The following is a 16,459-nucleotide window of genomic DNA, read 5'->3' as shown; positions in this document are numbered from 1 at the left end:
TCCCGACGCCCGACGACTTCGCCTCCGGCGTTGTCGTCGGGCGCGATGGCTCCGCCATCACTCCCTCCTCCGCCTTGGATCCGAAGCCGCAGGACGCCGCTCGCCGGTCCACTCCCCATCGCGGGTGAGGTCGTAACCCGCCCGGGCGGTGAGCGTACGGGCGCCCGTCCCCCCGAGGGGCGCGGGCGCCTTTCCTCCGAGCGGGCCTACGGCCTACCGGCTGACCACCCCGTCGGGCGCACCACCATCGCCGAGCCGCCTCCCCGGCGGGTCTTCTCCGCCGCGGCGACCCATCGGCCGTCCGGCAGCCGTTGCACGGCGGTGGTCGCGCCGATCTCCGGGTTGGCCTGGAAGGAGTGCCCGATGGCCTCCAGTTTCCGCCGTGCCGCGCTGTCGTACAGGCTGGGTTCGAGGTCCGTGCGGGCCGTGTTGCGCTGACTGGCGCGCGGCGCGGCGATCGCGTCGACCAGCGGCAGACCCCGGTCGAGGAACCCGGTCAGGGTCTGCAGCACGGTGGTGATGATGGTCGAACCGCCGGGCGAGCCGAGCGCCACGACCGGACGGTCGTGCCGGTCGAGCACGATCGTCGGGGCCATCGAGGACCGGGGCCGCTTGCCGGGACCCGGCAGGTTCGGGTCGTGGACGGTCGGGTTCGCCGGGGCGAAGGAGAAGTCCGTCAGCTCGTTGTTGAGCAGGAACCCGCGGCCGGGCACGGTGATGCCGCTGCCGCCGGTCTGCTCGATGGTGAGGGTGTAGGAGACGACGTTGCCCCACCGGTCGGCGGTGGTGAGGTGCGTGGTGCTCTCGCCCTCGTACGTCGTCGGGGCCGCGGTGCCGCCGGTCGCGCAGGGCGCGGGGTCGCGCGGGTCGCCGGGGGCGAGTGGGCTGGTGAGGACGGCGTCGTCCTGGATGAGGCACTCGCGGGAGTCGGCGTACCGCTGGGAGAGCAGTTCCTTCGCCGGTACGTCCTCGAAGGCGGGGTCGCCGACCCAGCGGCCCCGGTCGGCGAACGCGATGCGGCTCGCTTCGATGAGGCGGTGCAGGTAGCGGACGCCGTCGGCCCGGGAGAGGTCGGTCCGCTCCAGGATGTTGAGGGCCTCGCCGACGGTGGTGCCGCCGGAGGAGGAGGGTGCCATGGCGTAGACGTCCAGGCCGCGGTACGACGTCTTCGTGGGCGGCTGGGACTTTGCTCGGTACGCCGCGAGGTCCCGGGCGGACAGCTCGCCGGGGCGTGCGTTCCAGCCGGAGTCCGGGTCCACGGGCGGCTCGTTGACCGTGTTCACGATGTCCCGGCCGATGCCGCCCCGGTACAGCGCGTCGACGCCCTTCCCGCTCAGTTCCGCGTAGGTGCGGGCGAGGTCGGGGTTCTTGAAGGTGGTGCCGACGACCGGGAGTTCACCGCCGGGCAGGAACAGTTCGGCGGTGTCGGGGAAGTGGCGGAAGCGGGTCTCGTTGGCGGCGGTCTGGGCGCGGAAGGTGCTGTCCACGGTGAATCCGTCGCGGGCGAGCCGCTGTGCGGGGGCCAGGACCGTCCGCAGGGACTTGCTGCCCCACTGGTCGAGCGCCCGCTGCCAGGTGGCCGCAGTGCCCGGGGTGCCGACGGCGAGGCCGCTGCTGACGGCTTCGGCGAAGGGGACGGGGGCGCCGTTCTCCAGGAAGAGGCCGGAGTCAGCGGTCAGCGGGGCGGTCTCGCGTCCGTCGATCGTCCGCACGGTGCGGGACCCGGCGTCGTAGTGGACGAAGTAGCCGCCTCCGCCGATGCCGGCCGAGTAGGGCTCGGTGACGCCGAGCGCGGCGGCGGTGGCGACGGCCGCGTCGACGGCGTTGCCGCCGTTCCTGAGGACCTCGATGCCGGCGGCGGAGGCGTCGGCGTCGACGCTGGAGACCGCTCCGCCGTGGCCGACGGCCACCGGGGTCTTGGCAGGGGCCTGGCCGGGCCCGCCGCCCTGTGGCATGGCGCCCTGCGGCTCACCGCCCTGCGTGGCGGCCGATGACGGCGCTGCCGCCCCCGACGAGACCACGAGGGCGGTGACCGCCAGAACCGTCAGTTTCCGTCCGACACGAGGACGCATCCGCACCTCCGTTGAAGGGCTGTCCGCGCAGCCTAATTCATTGCCATGCCCGCGTCATGAATCTCGCGGGGGCGTGCCGTCACGGGTTCCCGGACGCCCTTTCCCGGACGTCTCGAACACGGGTTTGCTCGAGCCCGCTAGCATGCGCGCCCATGAGTGACGACGTACGCAACATTGTTCTGGGTGTGGTCGCCTCCGGCCTCTTCGCCGCGCTGGGCTGGATCGCCCGTACCTACCTGTGGAAGCGCAAGCTCAGGCGCAAGCAGGCCTTTTTCGGACTGCCGGACAACTCCGAGTCGCTCCTCGTCGTCAACCGCGATCCTGCCACGGCGGAACCGGCCGTGCATCGTTTCGACGTGTTCTCGCTGCTCGAGCTCTCGGCGCTGATCAAGGACTGCGGGGCGCATGTCCAGGTGGTCACGCAGGACGCGGCCCACCAGGGTTTCGGTGAACGCACGGAGTTCTGCGTGGGGGGACCCGCGTCGAACCGGCGGATGGTGGCCCACATGGCGGCGATGCTGCCGGGGGTGCGCGTCAACATAGATCCCGAACCGGGCCCGGAGCGGGGCGCCTTCCGGATCGGCACCGAGCTCTACCGGATGGAGCCGGGTGTCACGGAGTACGTCCTGCTCGCCCGGCTCACCGTCGGTGAACAGCGCGACACCCGGCCGGTGTTCCTGTTCTGCGGCCAGCGCGCGATCACCAACCAGGCCGCCACCCGCTATCTCGCCCGCAACCACGAGCGTCTGGCCCGCAAGCACGGTTCCCATTCCTTCGTCCTGCTGCTGAAGGTCGTCAACTCGCAGGCGTACGGCCCCGATGTCGTCGAGGTGGTCGGGGACGTGACACGCGCCGCGCAGACCTCCCCGCCGGCCCCCGCCGCCGAATCCTCCCCCGCTCCGGCGCCCGCCTAGCGCAAGAGGCAGCAGAAGTCCTGAACCGCTCGGGGAAGTGTGTGGGCGGATGACCGGGCTCAACCCGTCCGACGTGCAGCTGACCTTCTGCTCGCCGGCGAACAGCCCGTGGTACGGACCGTCTTCGCCGCGCGGGCAGTGATCTCCGACTGCCGTCGGACGGGACTGGCCGATGTGAACCGCCGCCCCCGCGGACGGAGGACGGTGGGCCCCTCCCGGCGGCGGCGTCCCCCGCTCGACCGCGAAGTCCCCCTCCTCACCGGGACGGAGAAAACATCGTAGTCGAGGCCGGGCGGGCGGAGGTCGCCGCGTGACCCCGCTCACTGTTCGAGGATCCCGGAGAGGAGGTCCTCGGCCCGGTTCCTGCCCGGATCCGTGAGGAAATCGTCGGGCGTACAGCCCTCGACGACAAGGCCGTTGGCCATGGAGACGTCGGCCATGAGGCCGGCCGGCCGACGGCAGGGCGGGCGAAGCCCTCCCGTGCGTGACGATGCTCACGGTCATGTTCGCTTCGGCCGGGTGCCGCATGAGGTCCGGGACCTCGTTGATCATCCCGTCCGCGGGGCGGTCCGGTGCGCGAAGAGGCCGGACGGCCGGAGGACCGTCCCGACATCGGCACGCGGCCGCGCCGGCGCCTTGTCCTCACCGGTGCCTTGTCCTCACCGGTGCCTTGTCCTGGTCGGTGCCTTGTCCTGGTCGGCGGCGGCTGCCCGTCGATCGGGATCACGCCGGACCCGATGGCCTCCAGCCGGTCGCTCGCCCGGTACAGGTGCGAGCCGCCCGACCCCGATGGGCCGAGGGCGTCGGCCTCACCGCTCCCCGCCCGCGGTGAGGTCGACGCCCTCGGTACATGCGGTTCGGGAGCCCGGCCCGCACGGCCCGCACGGCGCCGGAGGGCGGGCCGTGCGGGACCGGAGGGCAGGAGGGCGGGCCGGGCAGGACCGGAGAGCGGGAGGGCGGACCGGGCAGGCCCGGAGAGCGGGAGGGCGGGCCGGGCAGGACCGGAGAGCGGGAGGGCGGACCGGCCGGGACCGGAGCCCCGTCCGGCGTCTCACGCCTCCGCGACCTCGGCGTACAGCTGGGACAGTTCGGGCACACCGCCGGCGGCCCAGGCGCGCCCGGAGTCCACGACGTCGAACTCCCGCCCGGAGGCGAGCCGTACGACGGGCTGCCCGTCGGAACGGATCTCCCAGACGGCTCCCGGCACGGTGCGCACGATGACCGTGCCCAGATACAGCCCGGCGTCGTTGCCCAGCCGGGTCAGGGCGTCCTCGTCGTCCCGCCAGCTTCCCGGGACCAACTGGTCCAGCGCCTCCAACGAGGCCGGGGAGTCGTCCAGTCGGATACCCGCACGGGACACCTGGGAGCGCAGCAGCTCGCACTCGGCGAGGAGTTCCGCGAGGCCATCGGGATCGCGGACTCCGGGCTTCTGACGCCGGCTGCCCAGGAAGGGGATGTTCATCCCTCCAGCGTGACATTCATACCGCCGTCCGCACCACAGGGCGCGCGGACAACTCCCGTCGGGTGGCCGGTTCCTGATCTTCGGTGGCCGGTGATCACACGTCCAGGTCGACCACGACCGGCGCGTGGTCCGAGGCGCCCTTGCCCTTGCGCTCCTCACGGTCGACGTAGGCGTCGGAAACGGCCTTGGTGAACGGCTCGTTGCCGTACACCAGGTCGATGCGCATGCCGCGGTTCTTGGGGAAGCCGAGCTGGCGGTAGTCCCAGTACGTGAACGGGTGGTCGTACTTCAGCGGACGCGGGACCACGTCGGTCAGCCCGGTCTCGCGCAGGGCGGTGAGGGCGGCGCGCTCGGCCGGGGTGACATGGGTGGAGCCCTCGAAGAGGGTGATGTCGTGCACGTCGTCGTCGGTCGGCGCCACGTTGTAGTCGCCGAGGACCGCGAACGGGCGGCTGCCCGCCGCGTCGCCGGCCACGGCGGCCTTCAGCGCCTCGAACCACTGGAGCTTGTACGCGTAGTGCGCGTGGTCCACCTCACGCCCGTTGGGCACGTACACCGACCAGACGCGGACCGGGCCGCAGGTCGCGGAGACGGCCCGGGGCTCCAGCGAACCGTCGTAGCCCGGGTCGCCGGGCAGGCCCTTGACGACGTCCTCGAGGCCCACGCGGGAGAGCACCGCCACGCCGTTCCACCGGCCGGTGGCGTGCACCGCCGACTCGTAACCCAGCTCGCGCAGTTGCTCCACCGGGAACTGCTCCTCGGCGACCTTGGCCTCCTGGAGGCACAGCACGTCCGTGCCGCTGCTCTCCAGCCAGGCCAGGAGCCTCGGCAGGCGGGCGGTGATCGAGTTCACGTTCCAGGTCGCGATGCGCATGTCCCACAACCTACCCGGCGCCTGTGACAATGCCCGGCCGCCGGGGGCCGAAGGCCTGACTCACAGCTCGGCCGTCGCCCCCGGGGCCAGTCGCAGGTGCTCGGCGCCGCCGAGGGCCCCGATCTGACGGTCGTAGATCGGGCGGGCCAGATCGGTGAGCAGGGCGTCGTGGATGTCGTAGGCGCGCTCCGGCCGGACCTCGCGGACGTAGTCGATGACCTCCGAGATCTTGTTCCAGGGGGCCATGACGGGGAGCATCAGCGTCCGGACCGGATGGTCGGGGACGGTGAGGGCGTCACCGGGATGGAAGAGGGCGCCGCCGTCGACGAGGTAGCCGACGTTGGTGACCCGCGGGATGTCCGGGTGGATCACGGCGTGCAGCTCGCCGTGCACCTGCACCTCGAAGCCCGCGGCGGTGAACGTGTCGCCGTGGCCGACGGTGTGCACCCGGCCCGGGAAAGCGGTCGAGAGCTGGTCCGCGACGGACTTCAGGGTCCAGATCCGGGCGGCCGGGTCGGCCTCCAGCGCGGCCCTGAGTCTCCCCTCGTCGAAGTGGTCGGGGTGCTCGTGCGTGACGAGGAGGGCGTCCGCGCCGAGCGCGGCGTCCTCCTCGCTGAACCCTCCGGGGTCGACGACGAGGGTGCGGCCGTCCTTCTCCAGGCGGACGCAGGAGTGCGACTTCTTCGTGAGCCTCATACGTCCATCCTGCCCCCTCAGGACTCCTCCCGGATCTCGCCCCGGGCCTCACTCCTGGGGTGTGGTCTCCTCGCGGATCACCTGCTGGGCCACGCGGAACGCGCTGTTCGCGGCGGGGACACCGCAGTAGACGGCCGCCTGGAGCAGGACCTCCTTGATCTCCGCGGGAGTGAGGCCGTTGCGCAGGGCGGCCCGGGTGTGGACGGCGAGGTCCTCCAGGTGGCCGCCGGCGACCAGGGCGGTGAGGGTGACGCAGCTGCGGGTGCGCCGGTCCAGGCCGGGCCGGTCCCAGACCCCGCCCCAGACGGAGCTGGTGACGTACTCCTGGAAGTCGCCCGAGAAGTCGTCGGTCTGCGCCAGCATCTGGTCGACGTGCGCGTCGCCCAGCACCTCACGGCGGACCTTGATCCCGGCCTCGTACGGGTCGGGTGCGCCGCCCCGGGGCTGCGGCGGGACAGCGGCGGTGATCTCGGCGACGGGCCCGGCCTGCTGCGGTACGACCACCTGCCCCGCCTGGACCTGGACGGCGGGCAGGGCGATGTGTCCGGTGGCGGCCTCGAAGGCGGGCTGCCAGGCGGTGGAGAAGTGCCGGACCAGAAGGTCGGTGACGGCTGCGGGCTGTTCCACCGGCACGAGGTGGGAGGCGCCGGGCACGACGGCCAGCCGGGCGTCCGGCACCCCGGCGACCAGCGTGCGGGCCTCGGCGGGGCCGGTGACCTGGTCGTCCGAGCCGACCAGCACCAGCGTCGGCACGCCGACGCTGCCGAGTTCGGCCCGTACGTCGAACGAGGCGAGGGCCTCGCAGGCGGCGATGTAGCAGCCCGGGTCGGTGGTGCGCACCATCTGCACGGCCCACTCGGTGATCGCGGGCTGCGCGGCCGCGAAACCGCTGGTGAACCAGCGGTCGGGCGCGGTGCGGGCGATCGGGTCGAGCCCGTTCGTGCGGACGATCACCCCACGCTGGCGGAACTCGTCGGCGGTGCCGAACCGGGGCGAGGCGGCGATCAGGGCGAGGGAGGCGAGGCGTTCGGGGTGGCGCAGGGCCAGTTCCAGGCCGATCGCGCCGCCGAGCGCGCAGCCCGCGTAGCCGAAGCGCTGCACGCCGAGGCCTTCGAGGGTGGCGAGCAGCCGCCCGGTGAGATCGCCGACCGAGCCCCCCGGGTACGCGGGGGCGCCTCCGTGTCCGGGCAGGTCGAACCGGAAGACACGCCACTGCTTCGTCAGTTCGGGGATCTGCCGGTCCCACATGTGCCATGTGGTACCCAGCGAGGGAGCCAGAATCAGAACTGGAGCCTCTTCTGGCCCGTCGAAGCGGTATTGCAGGGTGTTCGGTGGTGTCTCACTCACCCGTCAGACCCTCTCATCTCTCACGACTGCCCCTGTGACGGGGCAGGACTGTACAACCCTGATCAGGTGGAAGACCTCCCACGCAGCGTAGCGTTTGAGGCATCGCACGATGTCGCGTCGGGTCCTGCCCTCCTTGATGCGGCGTTCGTAGCAGTCCTGGGTGCGCGGGTCAAAGCGCAGACGATTCCGTACGACCCGGTGCAGGGCGCCGTCGGCCCGCCGGTCACCGCCATGGTTGAGGCGGCGGTACTGCCCGACCGCCCGAGGAACGCCCGACAGGGCTGACCCCGCACAGCGCGACGCAGGGCGCCTCACCGCCCAGGCGATCGGGGGTGCCCCCGATCTTGATCGGCGAAGCGACGGCCCTGTCCGGTCCGACTTGCCGTGCCGGCGGCGGTCGGTCCGGTCGGGCCGGTTCATGTCGAACACGTCCACGCCCTGGGCCGGCAGACAGCGGAACAGGGCCGCCCCGGAGGGACCGGTCCCTCCGCTCCGGCACGCCGCACCGTGCCCGGCCGACGGTTGAAACAGCGTGAACAGGACGCCCGATCAGACGTCTCGAGAGTCAGACCCGGCCGCAGGACAGCACCCACCGATTCTCCCCACACTCCCCGTCCCCGTCCCAAGATCGCGGAACATGCTCAATCCCAACGCATAGAACGCCCTGAACCGACTCTGGCCGACCACAACGGACCGCGAAGGTCGACATCACGTTCAACCCGCAGGACTCACCGACGGCGCCGACGAATGGCGCGCTGGACCGAGCTGTCTCTGGTCAAGGTGACCGGCGTGGACGCCATCATTCCGCCGATCTCGGCCGGCACGCCCGAAGACCGCCCACGGACCCGTCCCGGACACCTTGCGCGTTCACAGAGCGCCCGGAGCGTCCAGGCCGGTGAGGGCCCCGACGGGGTCCGGGTCGGGGGTGCCGCGAGGCCACCAGTCGTCGTGGCCGGGCTCGGACTCGTACGCGTACCAGAGGTGGTCGCGGCCGAGGCGGAGCTGGAGGTGCCCCCGGGGGTGGGTGAGGCGGTTGTGCCAGGGGCGGAAGGCGGGCAGGTCCGCGGCGAGGAGGAGGGGGCGGGCACGGTCGAAACGGCCGGCCGGCGGGTCCCAGGGTTCCTCCAGGGCCTCGAGTCCGGCCGGGCCGCCCTGGCGCCAGGCGGCGACCGCGCGGGCCAGCTCGGCGGGGGTGCTCCCGGCCGCGCGGGCGAGGGAGGAGTACAGCGCGCGGGTGCCGGCGGTGAGTCCGGAGCCGGGGCGGGCGGCGGCGAGCCGTACGGCGTCCTGCCACAGCGTGAACCGGGCGACGGGGTCGCGGCCGGTGGTGAGCAGGGCGTGCGCGCGGGCGGCGGCGTCGGTGGCGAGCTGGTCGAGCGCGAACGGGTCCGGGCCGCCCGGGGCCGCCGGGTACGCCGGGGGCTGCTCCGGGTGCGGGGGTGGGGGCAGCGGCGGTGGAAGCGGCGGAAGAGCCCGCGGCGCGACGGCCTCATCGGCCCGCATTCCGGGGAGGGGCTCCGGTTCCCTGTCCCGGGCGGCACGGGCCGTGCGGGCGGCGCTGAGCCGGGACAGGGCGTCGATCACGTCGCGCTCGCCCCGCCCGCGCAGCAGGAGCAGCACGAACGGGTCGGCGTCGAGCAGCCGGGCGGTCTGGTAGCAGAGGGCGGCGGCGTGCTTGCAGGGATGGCCGGAATCAGGGCAGCTGCACTGCGGGGCGAGATCACCGGGGCGGGGCAGCAGCGGAGCTCCGCAGTCGGCGAGGGACTGGGGCATCTCCTTGTCCAGCAGGGCCGCGATGTGGCCGGGTCGGTCGGCGGCCGCGTCCAGGAACCGCTCCCACTCGGTGTCCGCGAAGGTCCGCAGCCTTACCTGCACGCGGTACGGGCGGGGGCGGCTTCCCTGGACGTAGGCGAGGACGAGCCCGGGGGTGACGGTGATGGCGTCGGCGTGCCCCCGCTCCGCGTACCGGCGTCCGCGCGTGAGCCGCGCGGCGTCCAGCGCGCCCTCCTCCAGCGCCGTGACCCACGCGTCGCCCCACCAGGTGTCGGCGAACCTCGTGCCGCCCGGGGTGCGGGGCGGGAACGCGGCGAAGGTACGGCGCAGCTCCCCGTCCCGGGTGGGGGCGGCCATGGAAGGCGGCGACTGGGGGGTGGCGGGAGGTGCCTTGGGTGTCGGGGGCTCCTGAAGTGCCAGGGCCGCCAGGGCCGCCGGGGGCGCCAGGGGTTGGTGGGTGGCCGGGGGTTGATGGGTGGCCGGCTGCTTGTGGGGGTGGCCGTCGGGCTTCGGGGCCGGTTCGGCCACGTCAAAGGGCGCGGGCGGGGGCGCGGACGGGGACAGGGGCGAGAGGAGCGCGCCGTCGAGCAGGTCCCGTACCGCGAGTGCTCCCGCCTCTTCGGCCTGTGCCTCGCCCTGCCGGGCACCGGCGGCCCGGTCACCTCGGGTGGTGCGGGGGACGTGAGGAACTCGGGGGGCCGCGCCCGACGGAAGCGGGGTACGGCCGGCGGGCGGGCCGGTGGTGTCCCGGCCGTCGCTCCTCCGGTCACCGGCCGCCCGGTCGGCGGAGGAGCCGTCGTCCAAGGCACGGTCGCCGGTTGCCCGGTCGTCGGTCTCCGTTCGCGCGCGCAGGGCTTCCTGACGGGCCGCGCGCAAGGCCTCCCGCGCGATGTCCCCGGGGCGCCGGGCGGGCCTGGGCTCCTGCTCCTGCTCCGGCTCCGGCTCCGGCTCCGGAAGATCCGGGAGGACTGGGCGGGCAGGGAGATCCGGACGGCTCCGGATACCGTCGGCGGACGACGGCGGGGCGGCGCCGTCCGCCACCCCCGTGCGCCGCTCCGTCCGTACGCCGCCGGTGTCGGTACCGGCGTCACCGGCCGCCGACGCTGCCGCCGGCCCCTCGTGGCCCGTCTCCGGCTCCCGCTCCGCCCCTGTCGCCGGGCTCATCTCGCCCTTCACGCCCCCGCCCTCGGGCCCGTCCGCCGTCCCGGGGTTCCCCGTGTCCGTCGTGCGCCGGGCCCGTACGGCCCTGCGCAGGGCGTCGCGGGCCACGTCACCGGGGCGTTGTTCCTGGGTGCCCGCGGGTTTCCCGTCCTCCCCCGCCTCCGGCACCGGATCGGCGCTCGCACGCCTGCGGGCGGCCCGCAGGGCCTCCCGGGCCTCGTCGGAGGGGCGGGGGGTCATGACGTCCTCCGCAGGGAGACCAGGTCGGACAGCTCGTGGTCGGTCAGTTCCGTGAGGGCCGACTCGCCGGAGCCGAGGATCGCGTCGGCGAGGGCCCGTTTGGCATCGAGCATCTCGGCGATGCGGTCCTCGATCGTGCCCTCGGTGACCAGACGGTGGACCTGGACCGGCTGGGTCTGGCCGATGCGGTAGGCGCGGTCGGTGGCCTGGTCCTCGACCGCCGGGTTCCACCAGCGGTCGAAGTGGACGACATGGCCCGCGCGGGTGAGGTTCAGGCCGGTGCCGGCTGCCTTCAGGGACAGGACCAGGACAGGGGTCGCGCCGCTCTGGAAGCGGTCCACCATGCGTTCCCGCTCCGGTACCGGCGTACCGCCGTGGAGGAGGTCGACCGGCACCGCGCGCTCGGTCAGATGTGCGGTGATCAGCCGGGCCATGCCGACGTACTGCGTGAAGACCAGGGCCGATCCGTCCTCGGCGAGGAGGGTGTCCAGCAGTTCGTCCAGCAGGGCGAGTTTGCCGGAGCGGGCCGCGAGGCGGTCGCCGCCGGCCCGTGTGTGCGCGTCCTTGAGGTAGAGCGCCGGGTGGTTGCAGATCTGTTTCAGCGCGGTCAGCAGCTTCAGCACCAGGCCCCGGCGGCCCATGCCCTGGGCGGTCTCGATGGCGAGCATCGACTCGCGCACCACCGCCTCGTAGAGCGCGGCCTGTTCGCGGGTGAGCGGGACGGGGTGGTCCGTCTCGGTCTTGGGCGGCAGTTCGGGGACGATGCCCGGGTCGGACTTCTTGCGCCGCAGGAGGAAGGGCCGCACCAGGCGGGAGAGCCGCTCGACGGCCTCGTCGTCCTCGCCGGCCTCCACCGCGCGGGCGTGCCGGGCGCGGAAGGAGGTGAGGGGGCCGAGGAGCCCGGGGGTCGTCCAGTCGAGGAGGGCCCACAGCTCGGAGAGGTTGTTCTCGACGGGGGTGCCGGTGAGGGCCACGCGCGCGGGGGTCGGGATGGTGCGCAGCGCCTTCGCCGTGGCCGAGTGCGGGTTCTTGACGTGCTGGGCCTCGTCGGCGACGACCATGCCCCAGCGCTGTGCGGCCAGTGTCGGGGCGGCCGAGCGCATGGTGCCGTAGGTGGTGAGGACGAAGCCGCCGGTCAGGTCGTCCAGGGTCCGGTCCGGGCCGTGGAAGCGGCGCACGGGGACGCCGGGGGCGAACCGGGTGATCTCCCGCTGCCAGTTGCCGAGCAGGGAGGTGGGGCAGACGACCAGGGTCGGCTCGGCGCGGTCCCGTTTCAGATGCAGTGCGATGAGGGTGATCGTCTTGCCGAGGCCCATGTCGTCGGCGAGGCAGCCGCCGAGGCCGAGGGAGGTCATGAGGTCGAGCCAGGCCAGTCCCCGCAGTTGGTAGTCGCGCAGGGTGGCGTCGAGTCCGGGGGGCGGCTCGGCGGGCTGAACGCCCGTGGTGAGGCGGTCCCGGAGGACGGCGAGGGCGCCGACGGGGACCGCCTCGACGGTCTCGCCGTCGGCCTCCGCGGTGCCGGTGAGGGCGACGGACAGCGCGTCGACGGGATCGAGCAGGCCCAGCTCCCGTTTGCGGGCCTTGCGGACGAGCGCCGGGTCGACCAGCACCCACTGGTCGCGCAGCCGGACGACGGGGCGGTGGGCCTCGGCCAGGGCGTCCATCTCGGCCTCGGTGAGCGGGTCGCCGCCGAGCGCGATCTGCCAGCCGAAGCGCAGCAGGTCCTCGCTCTCGAAGAAGCCGCTCCCGTCGGTCGCCGATCCGGGGGCCGGCCGGACCACCGCCGTCGCGGTGAGGTCCTGGGCCAGGTCCCGGGGCCAGTGCACGGCGACACCGGCCGCGGCGAGGCGGGTGGCGGCGACGCCGAGCAGGTCGTTCAACTCGTCCTCGGACAGTGCCAGTACGTCGGGTACGTCCTGGTCGGAGAGCCGGTCCAGCGGGGGCCAGACACGGGCGGCCCGGCGGACGGCGAGGGCGGCGTCCACGCGCGCGCGGGGGCCGAACGCGCTGTCCGCCGTCCCCGCCCACAGGGCTGTCGCGTCGGCGACGAGGGTGGGGTCGGCGAGGCTGTGCACCTGGACGACCGCCGCGCCCGCACCGCGCGCGCCGGTGCCCCCCGCGCCCTCGTCGGCGCCGTCGAACAGGTCGTACGCGGAGAGGTCGAGGCGGAGCGAGACGCGCACGCCGGCGTCCATGCCGGCGGCGACCTCGGCGGCCCAGTCCTGGGCACCGGGCAGCCGCTGGGCCTTGCGGGCGGCGAACGGCAGCCCCGAGGCGTACGGTGCGGCCGGGGTACGGGGCAGCGTGTCCGCGACCGCGTCCAGGAAGGCGCGGACCAGGGCTTCCGGCTGCGGCAGCCGGAGCGGGCCGGGGCCGGGCAGCGGAACGGCGTGGCCCTCGAAGGGCAGGGCCGCGGCCACCGCGCGCAGGTGTGCCACGTCGTCCGGGTCGAGAGGGCCGACCCGCCAGGCGTCGTGGCCGGTGGCCGTCAGGCCGGGCAGGAGCCGGCCGCGCGCCGTGAGCCGCAGGGCGTGCAGGGCGGCGGCGCCCCAGCAGGCGGTGGCGGGGTGCGCCGCGGGGTCGTGCCGGGCGCGGACCAGCAGGGGCAGAGCCTCGTCGAGGGGGAGGGAGAGGGCGGTGACCGTCCGCCGCCGGACTCCGTCTCCGTGCGGGCGGGTGACGGTGAGCCGCGTGTGCGGGGCGTGCTCCGGGACGGCTTCGGCGGGGCCGCTCCCGGGGTCGTAGAAGGCGATGCGCCCGTCGCGTGGCAGGGCCGCCGGCAGGAAGACGGCGGCGAGACCGACGGGGATCTCCGCGGTGGCGGCCGCGATCGCCGCGTCCGCCGGGCCGGCCTCCCCCGCGTCCGTCCCGGCCGTGTGCCGTTCGGCCGTCATGGTCCCCTCGCTCATGCGCCCTGTCACCTCCCGCCCGTCCCCGTGCACGCCCACCCGTGTCGTCGGATTGTTCGCCTTCGACTCTACGGGCGGGCACTGACAATCGGTTCCGCGACCGGACCTGTGCGCACCGGGCGCACCCGGTCACGGACCGGGGCGGCGGTGCGGATCAGGGGACCGTCCGGGAGACGACGTACACCCTGGGGAAGCCCGGCTTGCCCTCGTTGACGACGACGTCGTGCGTGGGCGCGGGGTTCTTCCGTTCGTTGACGAGACCGGACCAGATGCCGGGGCGGTCGAACTTCCAGCCGGTGACTTCCCGGTCGCGGTCGCTGATGGTGATGCCATCCCGCTTCAGGTCGTCCCGCTGCACGCCCATACTGGTGAGAAAGGCGCTCAGACCGGCGTCGGTGGTCTCGAACTCGACGTACAGGCGGCTGGTCTTCCAGTTGTTCGTCTCGTAGGTGGCCACCCACCAGGCGGGGTGCGGGACCGGCACCTGGTAGAGGCGGCGCTGCACCTTCGACGGCCAGCCCTGGGTCAGGCTGTTCGCCGAGTACCTGGCCTCCTTGTCCTTGCCGCTGGCCCGGCTCTGGTTCGCGGAGATCATCAGGTACCCGGCCGGGACACCGATGAGCAGCACGATGATCAGCAGGGTGAGCGCCCTGCGGCGGATCATGCGCCCGAGGGGGACCGTCGCCCGTCACGGCGTCTCCTGGTTGGCCCGGCCGGCCTCCGCATACCGCTCGTAGCGCTCGTAGCGTTCGACCCGGCGGCGCTTGGCACGGCGGAAGCGGCGGGCGACCAGGCGGGCGAGGTCGGCGGCGCCGACCATGCCGGCCTCGGGGCCGAGCTGGGCGCGGACGATGTGGGCCTCGGGGCGGTAGCCGCGGCCCGTGAGGTGCCTCTTGAACGCGTCCCGCGCGGGGCCGATCAGCAGGTCGTCGGCGGCCGAGACCCCGCCGCCGATGACGAAGCAGGAGGGGTCGAGGGCGGCGGCGAGGTTGGCGATGCCGACGCCGAGCCACTGGCCGATGTCCTGGAGGAGCTCGATGCACATGGCATCGCCCTCACGGGCCAGCTCGGTGATCATCGGGCCGCTGATCTCGGCGATGTTCCCTTTGACGTGCTCGATGATCCCGTAGGCGACCGGCGAGTCCGCGGCGGCCAGTTCGCGCGCCTCGCGGACCAGTGCGTTGCCGGAGCTGTACTGCTCCCAGCAGCCGCGGTTGCCGCAGGGGCAGCGGTGGCCGCCGGGGACGACCTGCATGTGGCCGAACTCGCCGGCGACGCCGTACTTGCCGCGCTTGACCTGACCGTCCTCGAGGATCGCGCCGCCGATGCCGGTGCCCAGCGTGATCATGACGAGGTGGTCCTCGCCGCGCCCGGCGCCGAAGCGCCATTCGGCCCAGGCGGCGGAGTTGGCGTCGTTGTCGACCAGGACGGGAACGGCGAGCCGGCCGGCGAGGCGGTCGCGCAGCGGCTCGTTGCGCCACGACAGGTGCGGGGCGAACAGCACGCGGTTGCGGTCGGCGTCGACCCAGCCGGCCGCGCCGACGCCGACCGCGTGCACGTCGTGCCGGTCGGACAGGTCAAGCACCAGTTCGACGATGGTGTCCTCGACGACTTTCGGGCTCTTGGACTTGTCCGGGGTCTCCGTGCGGAGCCGCTCCAGGATGTTGCCGTCTGCGTCGACGACGCCCGCCATCACCTTCGTGCCGCCGATGTCGATGCCGACGGTCGGCACGCGCGGTGCCGTCAGGTACGAGCGGCGTTCCCGGGTGCCGACCGTGCGGAGCACGGCGGGAGCACGGCGGGAGCCGATGGGGGCGGCGCCCGCCCGGGCGGAACTCAATGCCCTGGGGAGTGTGAGGTCGCGGTAGGTGCTCATCGTCGCCGATTCTGCCTCACGGTGACCCAGGGTGGCGTACCCGGGAGCAAAGGGATCACGTGACGCGTGACGCTTGCGGGGCGCTTCCGGCCGCTTCCCGGCGGTTTCCCGATCTCTCTCGAACGGCTTCCCGAGGGCTCCCCCGGTGCCTTCCGGCAGCTCCGCCGAGGGGACATCCCTCACCTTTCGACACCCCATTCCATGATCTGGTCACATTGTCCGGACAACACGACGAAGATCACCTCAAGTCCCTCAAGTCACCTGAGGTTCACCGGGACTTCGGAACCGGGAAAGGAAGGCCGTGGGCCTCGGACTTCCGGACCACGGACTTCCGGACCACGGACTCCCGGAACTCAGGAACTCCGATAACCCAGGACCTCCGTGACCCGGGGCGTCACGACCGTACGAGCAGCTGGAACTCGAACGAGTAGCGGTCGGGCCGGTAGGTGTGGGTGCCGAACTCCACGGTACGACCGGTGTCGTCGAAGGTCACGCGCTGCATGGTGAGCAACGGGGCGCCCCGCTGCTCACCGAGCCGCTCGGCCTCGGCGGCCCCGGCGGCGCGGGCGCCGATGGTCTGGCGGGCGCTGTGCAGGGTGATCCCGGCCGCCCGCATCAGCCGGTACAGACCGGTGGCCTCCAGCTGGCGGGTGTCCAGGTCGAGCAGCCCGAGCGGCAGGTAGTTGGTCATGTACGCCATCGGCTCCCCGTGCGCGAACCGCAGCCGCTCGATGCGGTGCACCTCGCCCGCCTCGGCCACCCCGAGGGCGGCGGCAATTTCGGGAGAGGCGGGGACGACCGTGTTGACCAGGACTTTCGTGGCGGGGCGATGCCCGGCGGACTCCAGATCGTCGTAGAGGCTGCTGAGCTCCAGGGGCCGCTTGACCTGACTGTGCACCACCTGGGTGCCGACTCCGCGCCGCCGCACGAGCAGGCCCTTGTCGACGAGGGACTGGATGGCCTGACGGACGGTCGGCCGGGACAGGCCGAGGCGCCCGGCCAGCTCGATCTCGTTGCCCAGCAGACTTCCGGGGGTCAGCCTGCCGTGCTCGATGGCGGCTTCCAACTGCTGGGACAGCTGGAAGTACAGCGGTACGGGGGAGCCGCGGTCCACGCTCAGCTCCAGCTGCACGGT

General features: G+C 73.3%; 11 protein-coding genes. 1 reads left to right on the top strand and 10 read right to left on the bottom strand.

The genetic code is table 11. The annotated features are described in order from the left end of the window. Positions 1-206 precede the first annotated feature (206 nt). Positions 207-2,072 carry a gamma-glutamyltransferase gene (gene ggt / locus V4Y04_RS31340; RefSeq protein WP_332431737.1) on the bottom strand — a complete coding sequence of 622 codons (1,866 nt, stop codon included), beginning with the start codon at positions 2,070-2,072 and terminating at the stop codon, positions 207-209. Positions 2,073-2,224: 152 nt separating this feature from the next. Between ggt and V4Y04_RS31335 the strand changes: the two genes are divergently transcribed. Further along, positions 2,225-2,986 (top strand): hypothetical protein, encoded by a 762-nt coding sequence (locus V4Y04_RS31335; RefSeq protein ID WP_332431736.1) that lies wholly within the window; start codon positions 2,225-2,227, stop codon positions 2,984-2,986. Between the two features lie 1,051 nt (positions 2,987-4,037). On the opposite strand, the gene V4Y04_RS31330 is transcribed toward V4Y04_RS31335, so the two are convergent. From V4Y04_RS31330 to V4Y04_RS31290, 9 genes are all read right to left on the bottom strand, one after another. Further along, positions 4,038-4,448 (bottom strand): DUF6278 family protein, encoded by a 411-nt coding sequence (locus tag V4Y04_RS31330; protein WP_332431735.1) that lies wholly within the window; start codon positions 4,446-4,448, stop codon positions 4,038-4,040. 94 nt (positions 4,449-4,542) lie between these two features. Continuing rightward, positions 4,543-5,322: an exodeoxyribonuclease III gene (locus tag V4Y04_RS31325; RefSeq protein ID WP_332431734.1), complete on the bottom strand. Its 780-nt coding sequence runs from the start codon at positions 5,320-5,322 to the stop codon at positions 4,543-4,545. Positions 5,323-5,382: 60 nt separating this feature from the next. Further along, positions 5,383-6,018, bottom strand: a complete 636-nt coding sequence (locus V4Y04_RS31320) for an MBL fold metallo-hydrolase (RefSeq protein WP_332431733.1) — start codon at positions 6,016-6,018, stop codon at positions 5,383-5,385. 48 nt (positions 6,019-6,066) lie between these two features. Beyond that, positions 6,067-7,365 (bottom strand): bifunctional 3-oxoadipate enol-lactonase/4-carboxymuconolactone decarboxylase PcaDC, encoded by a 1,299-nt coding sequence (gene pcaDC, locus V4Y04_RS31315; protein ID WP_332431732.1) that lies wholly within the window; start codon positions 7,363-7,365, stop codon positions 6,067-6,069. Between the two features lie 867 nt (positions 7,366-8,232). Further along, the gene (locus V4Y04_RS31310) at positions 8,233-10,539 is read right to left on the bottom strand and encodes an SWIM zinc finger family protein (RefSeq protein ID WP_332431731.1); all 2,307 of its coding nucleotides are present in this window, start codon (positions 10,537-10,539) and stop codon (positions 8,233-8,235) included. Next, on the bottom strand, positions 10,536-13,448 hold the full coding sequence (locus V4Y04_RS31305; RefSeq protein WP_332431730.1) for a DEAD/DEAH box helicase: 2,913 nt from the start codon (positions 13,446-13,448) through the stop codon (positions 10,536-10,538). Before V4Y04_RS31305 ends, V4Y04_RS31310 begins: the two co-directional genes overlap by 4 nt. Before the next feature lie 154 nt (positions 13,449-13,602). Beyond that, positions 13,603-14,112 (bottom strand): sugar kinase, encoded by a 510-nt coding sequence (locus V4Y04_RS31300; protein WP_332431729.1) that lies wholly within the window; start codon positions 14,110-14,112, stop codon positions 13,603-13,605. A 24-nt stretch (positions 14,113-14,136) separates the two neighbouring features. Next, the gene (locus V4Y04_RS31295) at positions 14,137-15,324 is read right to left on the bottom strand and encodes an ROK family glucokinase (protein WP_332431728.1); all 1,188 of its coding nucleotides are present in this window, start codon (positions 15,322-15,324) and stop codon (positions 14,137-14,139) included. A gap of 394 nt (positions 15,325-15,718) precedes the next feature. Next, on the bottom strand, positions 15,719-16,456 hold the full coding sequence (locus V4Y04_RS31290; RefSeq protein WP_332433052.1) for a GntR family transcriptional regulator: 738 nt from the start codon (positions 16,454-16,456) through the stop codon (positions 15,719-15,721). Between the last annotated feature and the right edge of the window lie 3 nt (positions 16,457-16,459).

It is taken from the genome of Streptomyces sp. P9-A2 (assembly GCF_036634175.1).
GTDB lineage: Bacteria > Actinomycetota > Actinomycetes > Streptomycetales > Streptomycetaceae > Streptomyces > Streptomyces pratens.
The sequence above is the reverse complement of the archived record's forward strand: the minus strand, read 5'-3'. Positions and strand labels throughout refer to the sequence as shown.

Coding starts and splice junctions, on each gene's coding strand:
- ggt (WP_332431737.1), bottom strand. CDS start 2,072: ATGCGTCCTCGTGTCGGACGGAAACTGACGGTTCTGGCGGTCACCGCC.
- V4Y04_RS31335 (WP_332431736.1), top strand. CDS start 2,225: ATGAGTGACGACGTACGCAACATTGTTCTGGGTGTGGTCGCCTCCGGC.
- V4Y04_RS31330 (WP_332431735.1), bottom strand. CDS start 4,448: ATGAACATCCCCTTCCTGGGCAGCCGGCGTCAGAAGCCCGGAGTCCGC.
- V4Y04_RS31325 (WP_332431734.1), bottom strand. CDS start 5,322: ATGCGCATCGCGACCTGGAACGTGAACTCGATCACCGCCCGCCTGCCG.
- V4Y04_RS31320 (WP_332431733.1), bottom strand. CDS start 6,018: ATGAGGCTCACGAAGAAGTCGCACTCCTGCGTCCGCCTGGAGAAGGAC.
- V4Y04_RS31310 (WP_332431731.1), bottom strand. CDS start 10,539: ATGACCCCCCGCCCCTCCGACGAGGCCCGGGAGGCCCTGCGGGCCGCC.
- V4Y04_RS31305 (WP_332431730.1), bottom strand. CDS start 13,448: ATGAGCGAGGGGACCATGACGGCCGAACGGCACACGGCCGGGACGGAC.
- V4Y04_RS31300 (WP_332431729.1), bottom strand. CDS start 14,112: ATGATCCGCCGCAGGGCGCTCACCCTGCTGATCATCGTGCTGCTCATC.
- V4Y04_RS31295 (WP_332431728.1), bottom strand. CDS start 15,324: ATGAGCACCTACCGCGACCTCACACTCCCCAGGGCATTGAGTTCCGCC.